General features: G+C 71.9%; 1 protein-coding gene (running past both ends of the window). It reads right to left on the bottom strand.

Every position in this 19671-nt window falls within one protein-coding gene, locus tag ACFVW6_RS04270, for a non-ribosomal peptide synthase/polyketide synthase, read on the bottom strand. The gene is 43677 nt long; 8724 of those nucleotides lie to the left of the window and 15282 to its right, leaving coding positions 15283-34953 in view, spanning codon 5095 (complete) through codon 11651 (complete); reading right to left, the first codon wholly in view occupies positions 19669 to 19671. Both codon boundaries (start and stop) fall beyond the window edges.

The raw sequence follows: 19671 nt of genomic DNA, 5'->3' as shown, positions 1-19671 counted from the left end.
GTTGCGGGTGTCCAGGATCTGGACCCGCTCGGCCGGTGCCAGCAGCTCGATGTCGCCGACCGCGGTGCGCGGGGTGGCGACGATCGCGCCGAGCAGGCGGACGAATCGCTCGACGAAGCCCTCGACCGTGGCGTGGTCGAACAGATCGGTGGCGTAGGTGAAGATGCCCGAAATGCCTTCGGGCTCACCGGCATCGCCGTAGCGGTCGGTGGCGATCAGGTGCAGGTCGAACTGCGACAGCTGGGAGTCGATGTCGAGTCCGGACACCGTCAGGCCCGGCAGTTCCAGGGTGGCGCGGGTCAGGTTCTGGAACGACAGGCCCACCTGGAACAGCGGGTGCCGCGCGGTGGAGCGGACCGGGTTGAGGACCTCGACCAGGCGCTCGAACGGCACGTCGGCGTTGGCGAACGCCGCGATGTCGTCCTCGCGCTGGCGGGCCAGCAGCTCGGTGAACGCCTCGCCGCCGTCGACCACGGTGCGGAACACCAGGGTGTTGACGAACATGCCGATCATGTCGTCGAGGGCGGCCTCGCCACGACCGGCCATCGGGGTGCCGATGGCGATGTCGTCGGTGCCCGACAGGCGGGCCAGCAGCACCGCGAGGGCGGTGTGCACGACCATGAACAGCGTCGCGCCCTCGGCACGGGCCAGCTCGACCAGCGCGCGGTGGGTGTCGGCGTCGATCCGGACGTCGACCTTGCTGCCGGCGAAGGTCTGCACGGCCGGACGCGGGCGGTCGGCGGGCAGGTCGAGCTGATCGGGCAGCTCGGCCAGGGCCTGCTTCCAGTGCGCGACCTGCTTGGCCGCCATCGAGTCCGGATCGTCCTCGCTGCCGAGCAGTTCGCGCTGCCAGATGCTGTAGTCCGCGTACTGCACGGCCAGCGGGGCCCAGCCGGGCTCCTGGCCGGTGGAGCGGGCCGCGTAGGCGGTCATCAGGTCGCGGGTCAGCGGGGCGACCGACGAGCCGTCACCGGAGATGTGGTGCACGACCATGGCCAGGACGAATTCGTCGGTGTTCTCGACACGGAACAGGGCGACCTTCAGCGGGACCTCGACCGTGACGTCGAAGATCGTCGACATCAGTTCCGCCACCGCCGTTTCCACCTCGTCGGCGGCGACGGTGCGTTCCAGCAGCTCCGGCGCGGCCTGCGCGGGCGACAGGATCACCTGCGCCGCACCGGCGTCGGTCTGCGGGTAGACCGTGCGCAGGATCTCGTGGCGCGACACCAGGTCGGTGATCGCGGCCCGCAGCGCGGCCACGTCGAGGTCGCCGGTGAGGCGGACCGCGACCGGCACGTTGTAGGCCGCCGACTGGGTGTCGAAGCGGTTGAGGAACCACATGCGCTGCTGCGCGAGCGAGAGCGGGATGTGCTCGGGGCGCGGAGCGGCGGTGAGCGCCTTGCGATCACCGGTCTCGGCGTGCTGCTCGACCCGCTGGGCCAGCGCGGACACCGTGGACGCCTCGAACAGCAGGCGCACCGGGATGCGGGTGTTCAGCGCCTCGCCGAGGCGCGCGGCGACCTGCGTGGCCAGCAGCGAGTTACCGCCCCAGGCGAAGAAGTCGTCGTCGAGACCGAAGCGCTTGTCCGCACCGAGGCGCAGGACCTCGGCGAAGGTGGCCGCCACGAGCTGCTCGCTCGGGCTGACCGGCGCGCGGAACACGGCCTTCTCGACCTCGGGCTCCGGCAGGGCCTTGCGGTCGAGCTTGCCGTTGGCGTTGAGCGGAAGGGCGTCGAGCCGCAGGAACACGGTCGGGACCATGTACGACGGCAGTTCGGCGGCCAGCGCGGTGCGCAGGGCCAGCTTGTCGAACTCCGCACCGGCCACGACGTAGGCGACCAGGCGGTCACCGACGACGGGATCGGTGTGCGCGAGCACGGCGGCGGAGGTGATGCCGTCCTGCCGCAGCAGCGCGGCCTCGATCTCGCCGAGCTCGATGCGGAAGCCGCGGATCTTCACCTGGAAGTCGGTGCGGCCCCGGTAGTCCAGTTCGCCGTCGGCGTTCCAGGCCACCAGGTCACCGGTGCGGTACATGCGCTCGCCGGTCACCGAGAACGGATCGGCGACGAAGCGGTCGGCGGTGAGATCGGCGCGGCCGTAGTAGCCACGGGCCAGCTGCGCGCCGGCCAGGTAGAGCTCACCGGAGACGCCGACCGGCACCGGCCGCAGGCGCGAATCCAGCACGTAGACCCGGCTGTTCCACTCCGGCGCGCCGATCGACACCGACACCTGGTCGGCGTCGGTGACCGCGTGGCTGGTGATCGAGACCGCGGCCTCGGTCGGGCCGTAGAGGTTGAACAGTTCGGCGGTGTTGGCGGTGCGGAAGCGCTGCGCGGTGGACGCGGGCAGCGCCTCGCCGATGGCGAGCACCCGGCGCAGCGTGCGCGGCAGCGCGGCACCGGATTCGGTGAGCAGCGCGTCGAGCATCGACGGCACCACGTGCAGCGTGGTGACGCCGGTGCCGCGCATCAGGTCGTTGAGGTAGGCCGGGTCGCGGTGACCGTCGGCGGTCGCGACCACCAGGCGGCCACCGGCGACGGCGGCGGTCCAGAACTCCCAGACCGAGAGGTCGAAGGTGGCTGCCGTCTTGAGCAGCACCGCGTCGTCGGCGCCGATACCGAATTCGGCTGTCTCCCAGAGCAACTGGTTGACGATCGCGCCGTGCGATACCGCGACACCCTTGGGCTTGCCGGTGGAACCGGACGTGAAGATCACGTACGCGGTGTTCGCGGGCACCAGGGCGCCACGGCGCTCGGTGATCGCGGCCGGGCTGACGGCGCTCAGGTCGAGCTCGTCGAGGACGACCACTTCGGCCGCCGCCGTGCTGAATTCGGCGTTCGCCGTGGTCAGCACGACCGCGGGGGCGGCCGTCTCCAGGATGTAGTCGGTGCGCTCGGCGGGCTGGTCCGGGTCGATCGGCACGTACGCCGCACCGGTGCGGGCCACCGCGTACATCGCGATGATCAGTTCCGCCGAACGGCGGATGGCCAGCGCCACCCGGTCCTCGGTGCCGATACCCAGCGAGATCAAGTGCCGGGCAAGGCGATTCACCTCGGCATCGAGCTCGGCGTAGGTCAGCTCACGGCGACCATCGGTCGCGTCGACGACCAGCGCCACCGCCGCGGGGGTCGCGGCCACGGTCGCGTCGAGCAGCGACACCAGGGTGGCGTCGGTGTCGACAGTGTGCGCGGTGTCGTTCCACGCGGTGACGATCCGCTCGGTTTCCGGCGCGGCGAGCAGGTCGATGTCGCCGACCGGCACCGACGCGTCGGCGGCGACGGCGTCGAGCACCAGCAGGAAGCGGTCGGCGAAGCTCTGGACCGTCGCCTCGTCGAACAGGTCGATGGCGTAACCGAATTCGGTGACCAGCTGGGCCGGTGCGCCGTCGTCGGTGTAGCGGTCGTAGAGGGTGACGTGCAGGTCGGTCTTGGCCAGCTGCGAGTCGTAGTCGACCGCGCTGACGGTCAGGCCGGGCAGTTCGAAGGTGGTGTCGGCCAGGTTCTGGAACGACAGGCCCACCTGGAACAGCGGGTTGCGCGCGGTCGAGCGCACCGGGTTGAGCACCTCGACCAGGCGCTCGAACGGCACGTCGGCGTTGGCGAACGCCTCCAGGTCGCGTTCGCGCACGTCGGCGAGCAATTCGGCGAAGGTGGCGCCGGAGTCGACGGCGGTGCGGAACACCAGGGTGTTGACGAACATGCCGATCAGGTCGTCGAGTTCGCGCTCGCCACGGCCCGCGATCGGCGTGCCGACGGCGATGTCGTCGGTGCCGGACAGGCGCGCGAGCAGCACCGCGAGGGCGGCGTGCACGACCATGAACAGCGAGGCGTTGTTGGCCCTGGCCAGTTCGTGCAGCGCGGCGTGGCGCTGCGGGTCGATCTCGAAGCGGATCGCCTTGCCCTGGAACGACTGCGCGGGCGGGCGCGGTCGGTCGGCGGGCAGTTCGAGCTGGTCGGGCAGACCGGCCAGCGCCTTGCTCCAGTACGCGACCTGCTTGGCGGCCAGCGATTCCGGATCGCTCTCGTCGCCGAGGACCTCGCGCTGCCACAGCGCGTAGTCGGCGTACTGCACCGGCAGCGGCGCCCACTGCGGGGCCTCGCCCTGCACGCGGGCCACGTAGGCGGCCATGATGTCGCGGGCCAGCGGGCCCATCGACGAGCCGTCGGCGGAGACGTGGTGCACGGTGAACGCGAGCACGTGGTCGGTGGCGTTCAGTTCGAACAGCGCGACCTTGAGCGGCACCTCTTCGGTGACGTCGAAGGTGGTCATCGCGAAATCGATGACGGTGCCGAGCAGATCGGCCTCGGCGACGGCGATGTGGTGCACGACGGCGCGGCTCTGCGCGATCGGCAGGATCACCTGGTGCGGGCCGTCGGCCGAGCGCGGGTAGGTGGTGCGCAGCATCTCGTGCCGGGCGAACACGTCGCCGATGGCCTGCTCGAGCGCGGGCACGTCGAGCTCGCCGGTGAGGCGGACGGCCAGCGGGATGTTGTCCACGGCCGAGGTCGACGTGTCGAACTGGTTGAGGAACCAGTAGCGCTGCTGGGCGGGCGAGAGCGGGATGATCGCGGGCCGCTCCCCCGCCGTCAGGCGCGGGCGGGCACGGCCGGAGCCCGCGTTGTGCTCGGCGCGGGCGGCGAGCGCGGACACGGTCGACGCCTCGAACAGGTCGCGCACCGAGAGCTGGGTGTCCAGGGCCGCGCCGATGCGGGCGGTGACCTGGGTGGCCAGCAGCGAGTTGCCGCCGAGTTCGAAGAAGTCGTCGTCGGCGCCGACCCGGGTCACCCCGAGCACGTCGCCGAAGGTGCCCGCCACGATCTCCTCGATCGGGGTCGACGGCGCGCGGAACACCTTGGCCTCGAACACCGGCGCGGGCAGCGCCTTGCGATCGAGCTTGCCGGAGGCGTTGAGCGGGAAGGCGTCCAGGATCACGTACGCGGTCGGTACCATGTAGCCCGGCAGCGCGCCGCCGAGTTCGGTGCGCACGGCGTCGAGGTCGACGCTCGCCCCCGCGGCCGGGATCACATAGCCGACCAGCTGGTCGCCCAGCCGCTCGTCGGAACGGACAACGACCACCGACTGGGCGATCTGCGGCAGCGCGGTCAGCGCCGACTCGATCTCACCCAGCTCGATCCGCAGACCGCGCAGCTTCACCTGGAAGTCGGTGCGGCCCAGGTACTCCAGCTCGCCGTCGGCGGTCCAGGCGACGAGGTCACCGGTGCGGTACATGCGGGCACCGTCGGCGCCGAACGGGTCGGCGACGAAGCGGTCGGCGGTCAGGTCCGGGCGGGCGACATAGCCGCGCGCCAGCTGGACACCGGCCAGGTACAGCTCGCCGGGCACGCCGACGGGCACCGGGTGCAGGCGCGAATCCAGCACGTACACCTGGGTGTTGAAGACCGGGGCGCCGATCGGCACCGACGTGGTGTCGGCGTCGGTGACCTCGTGGAAGGTGACGTCGACCGCGGCCTCGGTGGGACCGTACAGGTTGTGCAGGGCCGCGCCGGTGAGCGCGCGCAGGCGCTGGGCGGTCGGCGCGGGCAGCGCCTCACCGGAGGCGAAGACCAGGCGCAGGCTGCTCGCGGTGGCGGTGCCGTCGGCCAGGGCCACGGCGGCGGTCTCGGCCAGCTCGGCCACGAACACCGACATCATCGACGGCACGAAGTGCGCGGTGGTGACGCCCTCGGCATCGATGATCGCTGCCAGGTAGGCCGGGTCGCGATGACCGTCGGGCTTGGCGACGACGAGGCGCGCGCCGATCTGCAAGGGCCAGAAGAACTCCCACACCGACACGTCGAAGGTGGCCGGGGTCTTCTGCAGCACCACATCGGAGGCGGTGAGGCCGTAGGCGGCCTGCATCCACACCAGCCGGTTGACGATCGCGCCGTGGCTGACCGCCACACCCTTCGGGCGACCGGTCGACCCCGACGTGAAGATCACGTACGCGGTGTTCTCCGGCCGCAGCGGCGCGCTGCGCTCGGCATCGGTGACCGGGGCGGCGGAGTAACCCGTCAGGTCCAGGCTCTCGATGTGCAGCGCGGTGGTGGTGCCCGCGTCGAACTCGTCGGCGGCCGTGGTCAGCACGCACACCGGGGCGGCGGTCTCGAGCACGTAGTGGGTGCGCTCGGCCGGGTGGTCGGGGTCCAGCGGCACGTACGCGCCACCGGCCACGCTCACCGCGTACATGCCGATCACCAGGTCGAGCGAGCGGCGCATGCCGAGCGCGACCATGGTGTCCGGGCCGACGCCCTGGGCGATCAGGTGCCGGGCCAAACGGTTCACCCGTGCGGCGAACTCGCCGTAGGACAGACTCGTCCCCTCGAAGGTGAGGGCGATCTCGTTCGGGCTGGTCAGTGCCCGCGCCTCGAACATCGACACCAGCGTCGCGGCCTGGTCGACCGGGTGCGCGGTGGCGTTCCAGCCGGTGACCACCTGGCGGTATTCGGCCGGGGCCAGCAGGTCGACCTCGCCGATGGCGCGCTCGGGCGCCGCGACGACCGCGGTCAGCATCCGCACCAGGCGCTGCGCGAGCGCGGCGATGGTGTCGGCGTCGAACATGTCGGTGGCGTAGGCGAATTCGGCGAGCATGCCGTCGGCGGAACCGTCGGCGCGATGCCGGTCGGCCAGGTTCAGGTGCAGATCGAACTTGGCGGTGACCACGTCCAGCGGCACGCCGGCGACCTCGAGGCCGGGCAGCTCGAAGGCCGCCTCACCGGTGTTCTGGAACGACAGCATCACCTGGAACAGCGGGTGACGCGCCTGCGAGCGGGCCGGGTTGAGGATCTCCACCAGGCGCTCGAACGGCAGGTCGGCGTGGCCGAAGGCGGCCAGGTCGCTCTCCCTGGTCTGCGCGAGCAGGGCGGTGAACGGCTGGGCCGGGTCGACCGCGCTGCGCAGCACCAGCGTGTTGACGAACATGCCGATCGCGTCGTCGAGGACCGCTTCACCACGGCCGGCGACGGCGGTGCCGATGGCGATGTCGTCGTTGCCGGACAGGCGGGCCAGCAGCGCCGCGAAGGCGGCGTGCACGACCATGAAGAGGCTGGCGCCGTGTTCGCGGGCCAGCGCGTTCAGGCTCGCGGCCAGCGCCGGGTCGATCGAGAACTCGTGCACGCCACCGCGGTTGGAGGCCACGGCCGGACGCGGCCGGTCGGCGGGCAGGTCCAGCTGATCGGGCAAGCCGGCCAGGTGCTGCGACCAGTACGCGACCTGCTGGGCGATCATCGAGGACGCGTCGTCCTCGGCGCCGAGGGTCTCGCGCTGCCACAGCGCGAAGTCGGCGTACTGCACCGGCAGCGGCGCCCAGCCCGGCGCCTCACCGCGCGAGCGCGCGGCGTAGGCGATCATCACGTCGCGGGCCAGCGGGCGCACCGACCAGCCGTCGCCGGAGATGTGGTGCACGACGAAGACGAGCACGTGGGTGTCGGGATGGGAACCGTCCATGGACCCGGCGACGCGCAGCAGCGCGGCGCGCACCGGCACCTCGGCGGTGACGTCGAACCCGGCCAGCACCAGTTCGCTGATCCGGTCGCGGATCTCGTCCTCGCCGACCGTGATCGGGGTGAGCGCGATCGGCACCTGGCCCGCGGGCAGCACGACCTGCACGCCCTGGCCCTCGGCGGTCTCGGGGTAGACGGTGCGCAGCACCTCGTGCCGGTCGACCACGTCGGCGACGGCCTGGCGCAGGGCGTCGATGTCGAGGTCACCGGTCAGGCGGACGGCGAGCGGGATGTTGTTGACCCCGGTCGCGCTGTCGAAGCGGTTGAGGAACCACATGCGCTGCTGGGCCAGCGAGAGCGGGATCTGCTCCGGCCGCGGCCCGGCGACGAGCTCGCGGCGGCTGCCGCTGCCCGCGTGCGATTCCACCTTGGCGGCCAGCGCGGCGACCGACGGCGCCTCGAACAGCACGCGCACGGGGACGCGGGTGTCGAGCGCGGCGCCCAGGCGGGCGACCACCTGGGTGGCGATCAGCGAGTTGCCGCCCAGGTCGAAGAAGTCGTCGTCCAGGCCGACGGCGCGGTCCCCGGACAGGCCGAGCACCTCGGCGAAGGTGGCGGCGACGATCTCCTCGATCGGCGTGCTCGGCGCGCGGAACTCGCGCGCCTCGAACACCGGCTCGGGCAGTGCCCGGCGATCCAGCTTGCCGTTGGCGCTCAGCGGCATCTCGTCGAGCACGACGAACGCGGCCGGAACCATGTACGAAGGCAGCTGCGCGGCCAGATGCGCACGCAGCGCGTCGATCTCGGTGGTAGCACCGGCGGCGGGCACGACGTAGCCGACGAGCTGATCACCCGTGCGGGCATCCGAGCGGACGACCACGACCGACTGCCCGACGCTCTCGTGCGCGGTGAGCGCGGCCTCGATCTCGCCGAGCTCGATGCGCAGACCGCGCAGCTTGACCTGGAAGTCGGTGCGGCCGAGGTAGGTGATGACACCCTGCTCGTCGCGGCGCACCAGGTCACCGGTGCGGTACATGCGCTGACCGTCGGTGCCGAACGGGTCGGCGACGAAGCGGTCGGCGGTCAGATCGGCGCGGCCGAAGTAGCCGCGCGCCAGCTGCGCGCCGGCCAGGTACAGCTCACCGGCGACCCCGGCGGCGACCGGGTGCAGCCGCGAATCCAGCACGTAGGCCTGCGAATTCCAGACCGGCGCGCCGATCGGGACGGCGCCGTCGACCCGCTCGGCGACCGGGCCGTGCGTCGCGTGGACGGTGAATTCGGTGGGACCGTACAGGTTGAACAGGGCCGCGTCGCTCACCTTGCGCAGCGCGGCGACCGCGTCTCCGGTGAACGCCTCACCGGCGATCAGCAGCGCGCGCAGCGAGGACAGAGCTCCGCCCTCGGTATCGATGCTGCCTGCGAAAACGGTCAGCATCGACGGCACGAAGGAGGTCATCGTGACGCGCTGCGCCGCGATGACATCGGCGAGGTACTGCGGGTCGCGGTGACCGTCCGGGCTCGCCACGACGAGCCGGCCGCCGGTGCTGAGCGGGCCGAACAGCTCCCACACCGACACGTCGAAGGTGGCCGGCGTCTTGAACAGCACCACGTCGTCGGCGCCGATGCCGTATTCGCCGGTGATCCAGCGGATCTGGTTGACGACGGCGGCGTGCGACACCGCGACGCCCTTGGGCCGACCGGTCGAACCGGAGGTGAAGATGACGTAGGCCGGATGCTGCGGACGCAGCGGCGCGATGCGCTCGGCATCGGTGACCGGGGCGTCGGCGTAGGCCGCCGGCTCGATGCTGTCGATGGCCAGCGTCGGCAGCTCGCCTGCGTCGAAACCGTCACGCGCCGTGGTGAGGACGACCACCGGGGCGGCCGTCTCCAGCACGTAGGCGATGCGGTCGGCGGGCTGGTCGAGGTCGAGCGGCACGTAACCACCGCCCGCTTCCTGCACCGCGTAGGCGGCGACGACCAGGTCGATGCTGCGGCGCAGGCCGAGCGCGACCAGGGTCTCCGGGCCGACGCCCGCCTCGATCAGGCGATGCGCCAACCGGTGTACGCGCGCGGCGAATTCGGCGTAGGTCAGGCTCGCGCCGGTGGCCGGGTCGACGATCGCGATCGCGGTCGGGGTGGCGGCGGCCTGGCGGGCGAATTCGTCGACCAGGGTGCCCGCGCCGGGCAGCGCGCGCTCGGTGTCGTTCCAGCCGAGCACCGCCAGCGCGTTCTCGGTGGCGTCGAGCAGTTCGAGGTCGCCGACGGCCCGGTCCGGCGTCGCCGCGATCGCGGCGAGCAGGCGGGCGAAGCGGGTACCGAAGCGGTCCATGGTGGCCGCGTCGAACAGGTCGGTGGCGTAGATCAGCTCGGCGACGATGCCCGAAGGCGAGTCGGCGGGCTTCTCGGTGAGGACCACGTTCAGGTCGAACTTGGCCACGTCGATCGGCAGCTCGACGCCGCTGACCGTCAGGCCGGGCAGTTCCAGGCTCGCCTGGGCGGTGTTCTGGAAGGCCAGCATGACCTGGAACAGCGGGTGCCGCGCCTGCGAGCGGGCCGGGTTGATGATCTCGACCAGGCGCTCGAAGGGCAGATCGGCGTGGCCGAAGGCCGCGATGTCGCTCGCGCGGACCTCGCCGAGCAGGTCGGTGAAGCTCGCGTCGCCGTCGACCTCGGTGCGCAGCACCAGGGTGTTGACGAACATGCCGATCAGGTCGTCGAGGGCGCGCTCGCCACGGCCCGCGATCGGGGTGCCGATGGCGATGTCGTGCTCACCGGACAGCCGCGAGAGCAGCAGTGCCAGCGCCGCGTGGGCGACCATGAACAGCGTCGCGCCCCGGCTGCGGGCCAGCTCGGCCAGCGCCGCGTGGGTGTCGGCGTCGATCTCGAAGGTGTGCGTGGCGCCGCGACCGCTGGCGACCGCGGGGCGCGGCCGGTCGGCGGGCAGGTCCAGCTGCTCGGGCAGGCCGCGCAGGCGCTCGCCCCAGAACGAGATCTGCTGGGCGATCACGGACTCGGCGTCGTCCTCGTCGCCGAGCACGGCGCGCTGCCACAGCGCGAAGTCGGCGTACTGCACCTCGAGCGGACGCCAGGCCGGCTCCGCGCCTTCGACGCGAGCGCTGTAGGCGGTCATCACGTCGCGGGTCAGCGGGCCCATGGAGAAGCCGTCGGCCGAGATGTGGTGCACGACCAGGGCGAGCACGTGTTCGGTGGGGCTGATCTCGAACAGGGCGGCGCGGAACGGCACCTCGGCGGTGACGTCGAAGGCGGTCAGCACCAGCGCCGAAAGGCGCTGCGGCAGTTCGGCACCCGTGGTCTCGATCGGCGCGAGGTCGGGGATGACCTTGCCGGTCGGCACGATCACCTGGTGGGCAGCGCCCGCGACCTCCGGGTAGTAGGTGCGCAGCGACTCGTGGCGGGCGAGCACGTCGGCCACGGCCACCTGCAGCGCCTGCCGGTCGAGCAGGCCCGACAGCCGCACGGCGGCCGGGATGTTGTCCACGGCGGACTCGGGGTCGAAGCGGTTGAGGAACCACATGCGCTGCTGGGCCAGCGACAGCGGCACCCGCTCGGGGCGCTGCTGCGGGACCAGGGCGGCGCGGCGGTCCGTGCCGGAGTGCGTCTCGGCGCGCGCGGCCAGGGCGACGACGGTCGAGGCCTCGAACAGCTCACGCACGCCGAGGTCGGTCTCCAGCGCGGCCGACAGGCGGGCGGCGACCTGGGTCGCGGTCAGCGAGTTGCCGCCGAGGGCGAAGAAGTCGTCGTCGAGGCCGACCCGCTCCAGGCCGAGCACGTCGGCGAAGGTGGCAGCGACGATCTCCTCGACCGGGGTGGTCGGGGCGCGGAACACCGCGGCCTCGAACACCGGCGCCGGCAGCGCCTTGCGGTCGAGCTTGCCGGAGGCGTTGAGCGGGAACTCGTCGAGCACGATGAGCACCGCGGGCACCATGTAGGCGGGCAGGTTGTTGCCCAGTTCCTCGCGGGCGTCCTCGATGTCGACGGTGCGGCCCGGCGCGGCGATGACGTAGGCCACCAGCTGATCGCCGGTGTGCTGGTCACCGCGGACCACGACAACCGACTGGGCGACCTCGTCGAGCGCGGTCAGCGCCGACTCGATCTCGCCCAGCTCGATGCGCAGACCGCGCAGCTTCACCTGGAAGTCGGTGCGGCCCAGGTACTCCAGCTCGCCGTGCTCGGTCCAGGCGACGAGGTCGCCGGTGCGGTACATGCGGGCGCCGTCGTCGTCGAAGGGGTTCGCGACGAAGCGGTCGGCGGTCAGGTCGGGACGGGCGACATAGCCGCGCGCCAGCTGGGTGCCCGCCAGGTACAGCTCACCCGCGACACCAACCGGAACCGGCCGCAGCCGCGAATCCAGCACGTAGACCTCGGTGTTGAACACCGGGGCGCCGATCGGGACGGTGTCGGTGTCGGTGTCGACGACCTCGTGGAAGGTGACGTCGACCGCGGCCTCGGTGGGACCGTACAGGTTGTGCAGGGCCGCGCCGGTGAGCTCGCGCAGGCGATGCGCGGGCTTGGGCGGCAGCGCCTCACCGGAGGCGAACACCATCCGCAGCGACTCGCAGCGCGCGGCCGCGGCGTCGGCGACGAAGACCGCGAGCATCGAGGGCACGAAGTGGGTGACGGTGACGCCCTCGGCCCGGATGATCTCGGCCAGGTAGGCCGGGTCGCGATGACCGTCCGGCTTCGCGACGACCAGACGCGCGCCGATCTGCAAGGGCCAGAAGAACTCCCACACCGACACGTCGAAGGTGGCAGGCGTCTTCTGCAAGACGACATCGGCCTCGGTCAGGCCGTACGCCGACTGCATCCACACCAGTCGGTTGACGATCGCGCCGTGGCTGACCGCGACACCCTTCGGGCGACCGGTCGACCCCGACGTGAAGATCACGTACGCGGTGTTCGACGGCCGCAGCGGCACCGTGCGCTCGGCATCGGCGATGGGGGTGTCGGAGTAGCCGACCAGGTCGAGCAGGTCGATGCGGACCTGCGCGGTGTCGATCTCCAGGTCGGTGCCCGAGGTGAGCACACACACCGGATCCGCCGTCGCCAGAATGTATTCCGTGCGCTCGGCCGGGTGATCCGGGTCCAGCGGCACGTACGCGCCACCGGCCACGCTCACCGCGTACATGCCGACCACCAGGTCGATCGAGCGGCGCATGCCCAGGGCCACATAGGTTTCCGGGCCGACACCGCGATCGATCAGCCAGCGCGCCAGACGGTAGACGCGCTGGGCGAACTCGGCGTAGGACAGGCTCTCGCCCTCGAAGACGAGGGCGGTGGCCTGCGGGGTGCGCGCCAGCTGGGCCTCGAACATCGAGACGAGCGTGGCGTCGCGGTCGACCTCGTGCGCGGTGGCGTTCCAGTCGCGCACGACCAGTTCGCGCTCGGCGGTATCGAGCAGTTCGATATCGCCGACGGCCACACCGGGTTCGGCGGTGATCGCGGTGAGCACCCGGATCAGGCGCTCGGCGATGCGGTGCACGGTGGCGGCGTCGAACAGGTCGCTCAGGTAACCGGCCCGGATGCGGAGCTGGGTGTCCAGCTGCGCGATCAGCGACAGCGGGTAGTGCGTGGCGTCGGCGGCGTCCAGGCCGGTGACGGCCATGCCGTCGATATCGGCGGCCTGGGCCTTGATGCCCTCGGCGTCGACCGGGTAGGACTCGAAGACCACCAGCGAGTCGAACAGGCCGCCGATGCCGGCGGCCGACTGGATCTCGGCCAGACCCACGTAGTGGTGGTCGAGCAGGTCGGCCTGCTCGCCCTGGGTGCGGGTGAGCACGGCGCGCACCGATTCGGCGGCGTCGAAGCGCACCCGGACCGGAACGGTGTTGATGAACAGGCCGACCATGGACTCCACGCCGGACAGCTGTGCCGGACGGCCCGAGACGGTGGTGCCGAACAGCACGTCGTCGCGACCGGTCATCCGGCCGAGCACGATCGACCAGGCGACCTGCAGCACCGTGTTCGGGGTGACGCCGAGGTCGGCGGCCAGCGCGACCAGGCGGGCCGTGGTCGGCTCGTCCAGGTCGAACAGGTACTCCTCCGACAGGGCCGCGATCTCGCGGCCCGCGTCGGCCCGAGCCAGCAGCGTGGGCTCGGTGACGCCGCGCAGCGCGTCGGACCAGGCCGCCACCGACACCGAGTGATCCTGCTGGGCGACCCATTCCAGGAAGTGCCGGTAGGAGCGGACGGCGGGCAGCGCGCTCGCGTCGCCGTGCAGGGCGTAGAGCGCGAGCAGGTCGCGCATGACCAGCGGCGTCGACCAGCCGTCGAGCAGGATGTGGTGGTTGGACACCACGAAGCGCCACTCGTCCTCGGCGATCCGGATCAGCGTGAAGCGGATCAGCGGCGGCGCGGCCAGGTCGAAGCGGGCATTGCGGTCGGCCTCGACGAGATCGGCGAAGTCGCCCGTTTCGGTCCGGTCGTGCTCGGCCCAGGCCACCCGGGCGTGGTCGAGGACGATCTGCACGGCGTTGCCGTCGTGGTCGGTGACGAACGCGGTGCGCAGGGTCTCGTGCCGGTCCAGCAGGGCCTGGGCGGCGGCGCGCAGACGGGTGGCGTCGACGCGGCCGGTGAGCGTCAGGACCGCCTGCGCGGTGTAGACGTCGACCGAGTCCGCGGCCAGGCGGGCGTGGAAGAACAGGCCCGACTGCAGGGCGGCCAGCGGCCACACCTGGGTCAGCTCGGGGTACCGCTTCTCCCAGACCTCGATATCGCCCTGGGTCGAGCGCACCAGCGCGAAGTCGGACGGCGTGTGGCCGCCCGCGTCGGCCGAATGGGCGTGCCGGGCGACGGCTTCCAGCGCGGTGACCCACAGGTCGGCGAACTCGCGCACCTCGGCGGCCGCGAGCAGGGTGCTCGGGTAGCCGATATTGGCGCTGAGCTTGTCGCCGACGACGATCGCGTTGACGTCCAGCGGCGCCATCGCGGGCATGTCGGCGTCGTAGGCGCCGCCGAGGGCGGCCAGCTCGGGCGCGGGAATCCAGCCGAAGCCGCGCAGCGCGTCGGGGACGTCGCTGTCGGCGACGCGGCCCAGGTAGTTGAAGCTGATCTGACCGGGCAGCTGGGTGGGCAGTTCCGCCGCGGTCTCGGCGTTCATGTACCGCAGCAGGCCGTAGCCGATGCCCTTGTCTGGCACGGCGAGCAGCTGCTCCTTGACCGCCTTGACGGCCTGCCCGAGAGCGGGGCCACCGGCCAGCGCGGCGTCGATGTCGATGCCGGCCAGGTCGAGCCGGACCGGGAAGATCGCGGTGAACCAGCCGACGGTGCGGGACAGGTCGGCGCCGGGCGCGACTTCTTCCTCACGGCCGTGGCCTTCGAGGCGGACCAGCAGCTGATCGCCGGTGGCGGCGGCGCGGGCGGCCCGCCACTTGGCGGCGGCCAGGGCCAGCGCGGTGAGCAGACCGTCGTTGACGCCGCCGTGGAACAGCGCGGGCACGGTGGTCAGCAGGGCCTTGGTGACCTCGGCGGACACCTCGACCGGCAGCTTCTCGATGACGCCGGAGACGTCGACGGCCGGGTTCATCGGCCGCTCGGTGAGCAGCGGATCCGGGGTCGCGACGACCTCGCGCCAGAAGTCCAGCTCGGCGGAGCGTTCGGGGGTGCGCGCCTCGTCGGCGAGCGCGTGCGCCCAGGCCCGCATCGAGGTGGCCGGAGCGACCAGTTCCGGCTGCTGACCGGCGGAGAGCTGGCCCCAGGCGGCGACGAAATCGGGCACCAGGATGCGCCAGGAGACACCGTCGACCACGAGGTGGTGCGCGACGACGATCAGGCGTCCGGCGCGGGTGACCTTCGCCGGAGCGGCGACGTCATCGGTCGCGGGCAGCGAAACCACGGGCGCCGACGCGCTCACGGTCGGCTCCAGCCACACGAACCGGACGACCACACCGGTGGCAGGGTCCAGCCGGTCCAGGCCGGCATCCAGTGCGGCGGAGGCGATCTCGACCAGCTGGTCGTCGGTGGCATCGGCCGGGAAGGTGCTGTGGTCGATCAGCGCGTCGGCGTCGACCGCGCCGACCGGCGCGGTGTCGACGACCCAGCGGCCGTCGACCTGGTGCAGCCGCGAGCGCAGCATGTCGTGGCGGTCGATGACCGCGCCGACGGTGGCGGCGATGCCGGCGCGGTCGATGCCGACCGGCAGTTCCAGCGCCATGGTCTGGTTGAACCGGTCGAACGAGCCGGACCGCTCGGCCATGAACCGCACGACCGGGGTCAGCGGCATCTCGCCGACGCCGCCACCGGGCAGCTCGGCCAGCGTGACCGCGGCGGCCGAGGCCACATCGGCGGTCTCGGCGACCGAGGCCAGACCGGCGACGGTGCGCTGCTCGAAGACGTGGCGCGGGGTGAACAGCACGCCGCGGGCCTTGGCCCGGGAGACGAGCTGGATGGAGACGATCGAGTCACCGCCGAGGGCGAAGAACGAGTCGTCCACGCCGACCCGCTCGACGCCGAGCACCTCGGCGAAGACCTCGGCGATGGTCTGCTCGATGGAGTTGCGCGCGGCGCGGAAGGTGACCTCGGTGGCGAACACCGGCTCCGGCAGCGCCTTGCGGTCGAGCTTGCCGACCGGGGTCAGCGGCACGTGGTCGATCACCATGATCGACGAGGGCACCATGTACGCGGGCAGGCGATCCTCGACGTGCGCGGTCAGCGCCGCGACATCGATCGACTTCCCCTGCGCGGCAACCACATACGCGACCAGCGAGACCGCGCCGGCGGTGCTCTTGTGGCCGACGGTGGTGGCGAAGTCGACGGTCTCGTGCGAGGCGAGCGCGGAGTCGATCTCGCCCAGTTCGATGCGGAAACCGCGGATCTTGACCTGGAAGTCGGAGCGGCCGACGTACTCGACGGTGCCGTCGGCGGTCCAGCGCACGACGTCACCGGTGCGGTACATCCGCTCCCCCGGCACGAACGGATCGGCGACGAACCGGTCGGCGGTCAGCCCGGCGCGGGCGTGGTAGCCGCGCGCCAGCTGGATGCCCGACAGATACAGCTCACCCGCGACACCCACCGGAACGGGCTGGAGCTGGGCGTCCAGGATCAGCGAGCGCATGCCCCGGGTCGGGCCACCGATGGTGACCAGCTCGCCCGGCGTCAGCGCGGCACTGATGTTGGTCATGATCGTGGTCTCGGTGGGGCCGTACCCGTTGTGGAAGGCACGCGTCGTGCCGTCCGCCAGCGGAACCGCCCACTTGCTCACCAGATCGGCGGGCACCGCCTCACCACCGGCGACGAGGACCCGCAGCGAGTCCAGCCCGCTCGGGTCGAAGGTCGCCAGCGCGGCGGGGGTGATGAAGGCGTGGGTGACCCGCTCGGCGCGGATCAGCTCGGACAGTTCGTCACCGCCGTAGACCCCCGGCGGGACGACGACCAGCGCGCCGCCGCGGGCCAGCGCCAGCAGCAGTTCCAGGATCGAGGCGTCGAACGAGGGCGACGCGAAATGCAGTGCGCGGCTGCCGGAATCGAGGGCGTAGCGCTGCGCCTGCTCCTCGCCGAAGTTCGCCAGACCGGCGTGGGTGACCACGACGCCCTTGGGCACACCGGTCGAGCCGGAGGTGTAGATGACGTAGGCGGGCTGCTCGGGCGTGGTCGCGCGGACCAGCTCGGCGTCGTCGATCGGGCCGCCGTCGAAGGCGTCCAGATCCAGCTCGTCGAGCACCAGCCAGCGTGCCGATTCCGGCAGACCGTCCCGCACGGACGCGACGGTCAGGCCCAGCGGTGAACCGGAGTCGGTGACCATGTGGGCGATGCGGTCGGCCGGGTAGGTCGGGTCGACCGGCACGAAGGCGGCGCCGGTCTTGGCGACGGCCCAGGCGGCGAACACCGAGTCGGCCGAGCGCGGCACACCGACGGCGACGAGGTCTTCGGCGCCGATGCCCTCGGCGATCAGCAAGCGCGCCAGACGGTTCGAGCGCTCGTCGAGTTCGGTGTAGGACAGAGCTGTCCCCTGGAACACGACGGCATCGCCGGTCGGGTTCAGGGCGACGGCCTCGGCCAGCAGGCTGCGCAGGGTGCGCGCGGGCACCGGCGGCGCGCCGACGCGGAACACCAGGTCGGTCCGCTCGGCGGCGTCGAGCACGTCGATCGCGCCGACGGTCACCGACGCGTCGGCGGCGACGGCCGCGAGCACGCGCTCCCAGCGGGTCGCGATGGTGTCGACGGTGGCCTCGTCGAACAGTTCGGTGGCGTAGTTCAGGGCCAGCGCCATGCCGCCGCTGCCCGGCTCACCGAGCTCGGACAGGGTGAACTGCAGGTCGAAGCGGGCGACGCTCTCGTCGAGATCGAGCGCGGAGACCGCGAGTCCGGGCAGTTCCAGGGTGGTGCGATCCAGGTTCTGGAAGGCCAGCATCACCTGGAACAGCGGGTTGCGCGACTGCGAGCGCTCCGGCGCCAGCAGTTCCACCAGCCGCTCGAACGGCACGTCGGCATTGCCGTAGGCGTCGAGGTCGGCCTTGCGGGCCTGCTCGAGCAGGTCGGTGAAGGACTCGGCCGGGCGCACGCCGGTGCGCAGCACCAGGGTGTTGACGAACATGCCGACCAGGTCGTCGAGGGCCTGCTCACCACGGCCCGCGATGGGCGTGCCGATGGCGATGTCGTCGGAGCCGGACAGGCGCGCGAGCAGCACCGCGAGCGCGGTGTGCATGACCATGAACAGCGACGCGCCCTGGCGACGGGCCACCTCGTCGAGCTTCGCGATCAGTTCCGGCGCGAGCTCGCGGTGCACGGTGGCGCCGCGATGCGAGGCGATGGCCGGGCGGGCCCGGTCGAACGGCAGGGTCAGCTCGTCGGGGACACCGGCGAGCTGGCGCTGCCAGTACCCGACCTGGCGCGACATCAGCGAGTCGGCGTCGTCCTCGGTGCCGAGCACCGCACGCTGCCAGATCGCGAAGTCGGCGTACTGCACCGGCAGCGGCGCCCAGCCGGGCGCGGTGCCCTGGGCGCGGGCGGTGTAGGCCAGCATCACGTCGCGGGTCAGCGGCGCGATGGAGAAACCGTCGGCGGCGATGTGGTGCACGACCACGACGAGGACGTGCTCGTGCTCGCTCGCCTTGAACAGCCGGGCGCGCAGCGGAACCTGTTCGGCCACATCGAAACCGGTGGAGACGAACTCGGTGACCGTGTCGAACAGCCGGTCCTGGGCGACCGTGACCGGGCGCAGGTCCAGCGAGATGCGTTCGGCGGCCACGATCTGCTGCACCGGGGTGCCGCCGTGCTCGGGGTAGCGGGTGCGCAGCGATTCGTGCCTGCGCACCAGGTCGGCCAGTGCCAGCGCCAGCGCCTCGGTGTCGAGCGCGCCGGTGAGGCGGATGGCCACGGGCAGGTTGTAGGCCGCCGAGGTGGTGTCGTACTTGTTGAGGAACCACATGCGCTGCTGCGCGAACGACAGCGGCACCAGTTCACCCTCGGTGCGCTCGCGGGCGACCAGCGCCGCGCGGGCGGTGCCGCCGGTGTGCGATTCCACCCGGGCCGCGAGGGCTTCCACGGTGGAGGCCTCGAACAGCGCGCGCACCGGCACGGTGGCGCCGAGCGCGGCGCCGATGCGGGCGACCACGCGGGTGGCGATGAGCGAGTTGCCGCCGAGGTCGAAGAAGTCGTCGTCGACGCCGACCCGGTCCAGGCCGAGCACGTCGGCGAAGACCGCGGCGACGGTCTCCTGCACCGGGGTGACCGGGGCGCGGAAGGCCCTGGCCTGCACCGCGGGAGCGGGCAGGGCACGGCGGTCCAGCTTGCCGTTGACGGTCAGCGGGATCCACTCGAGCCGCACCAGCGCGGCCGGGACCATGTAGGCGGGCAGCTGTTCGGCGGCGCCGCTGCGCACGACGTCGAGGTCGGGCTGGGCGTCGCCGTCGGCGACCACGTAGGCGACGATGCGCTGGTCGCCCGGCTGGTCCTCGCGGACGATGACCGCGGCCTGGGCGATGCCCGGCTGGGCCAGGACGGCGGCTTCGATCTCACCGAGCTCGATGCGGAAGCCGCGGACCTTCACCTGATCGTCGGCGCGGCCGAGGTATTCGAGTTCGCCGAAGCGGTTCCAGCGCGCGAGGTCACCGGAGCGGTACAGGCGCGAGCCCGCCTGGTTCGGACCGGCGAGGGGGTTGGCGACGAAGCGGGTGGCGGTCAGGTCGGGGCGGCCGAGGTAGCCGCGCGCCAACTGCGGTCCGGCGACATACATTTCACCCGCGACGCCGACCGGCACCGGACGGAGCCGGTTGTC

This window comes from Nocardia sp. NPDC058244 (genome assembly GCF_042882065.1).
Classification (GTDB): domain Bacteria; phylum Actinomycetota; class Actinomycetes; order Mycobacteriales; family Mycobacteriaceae; genus Nocardia.
This window is presented reverse-complemented; position numbering and strand designations above follow the sequence as displayed.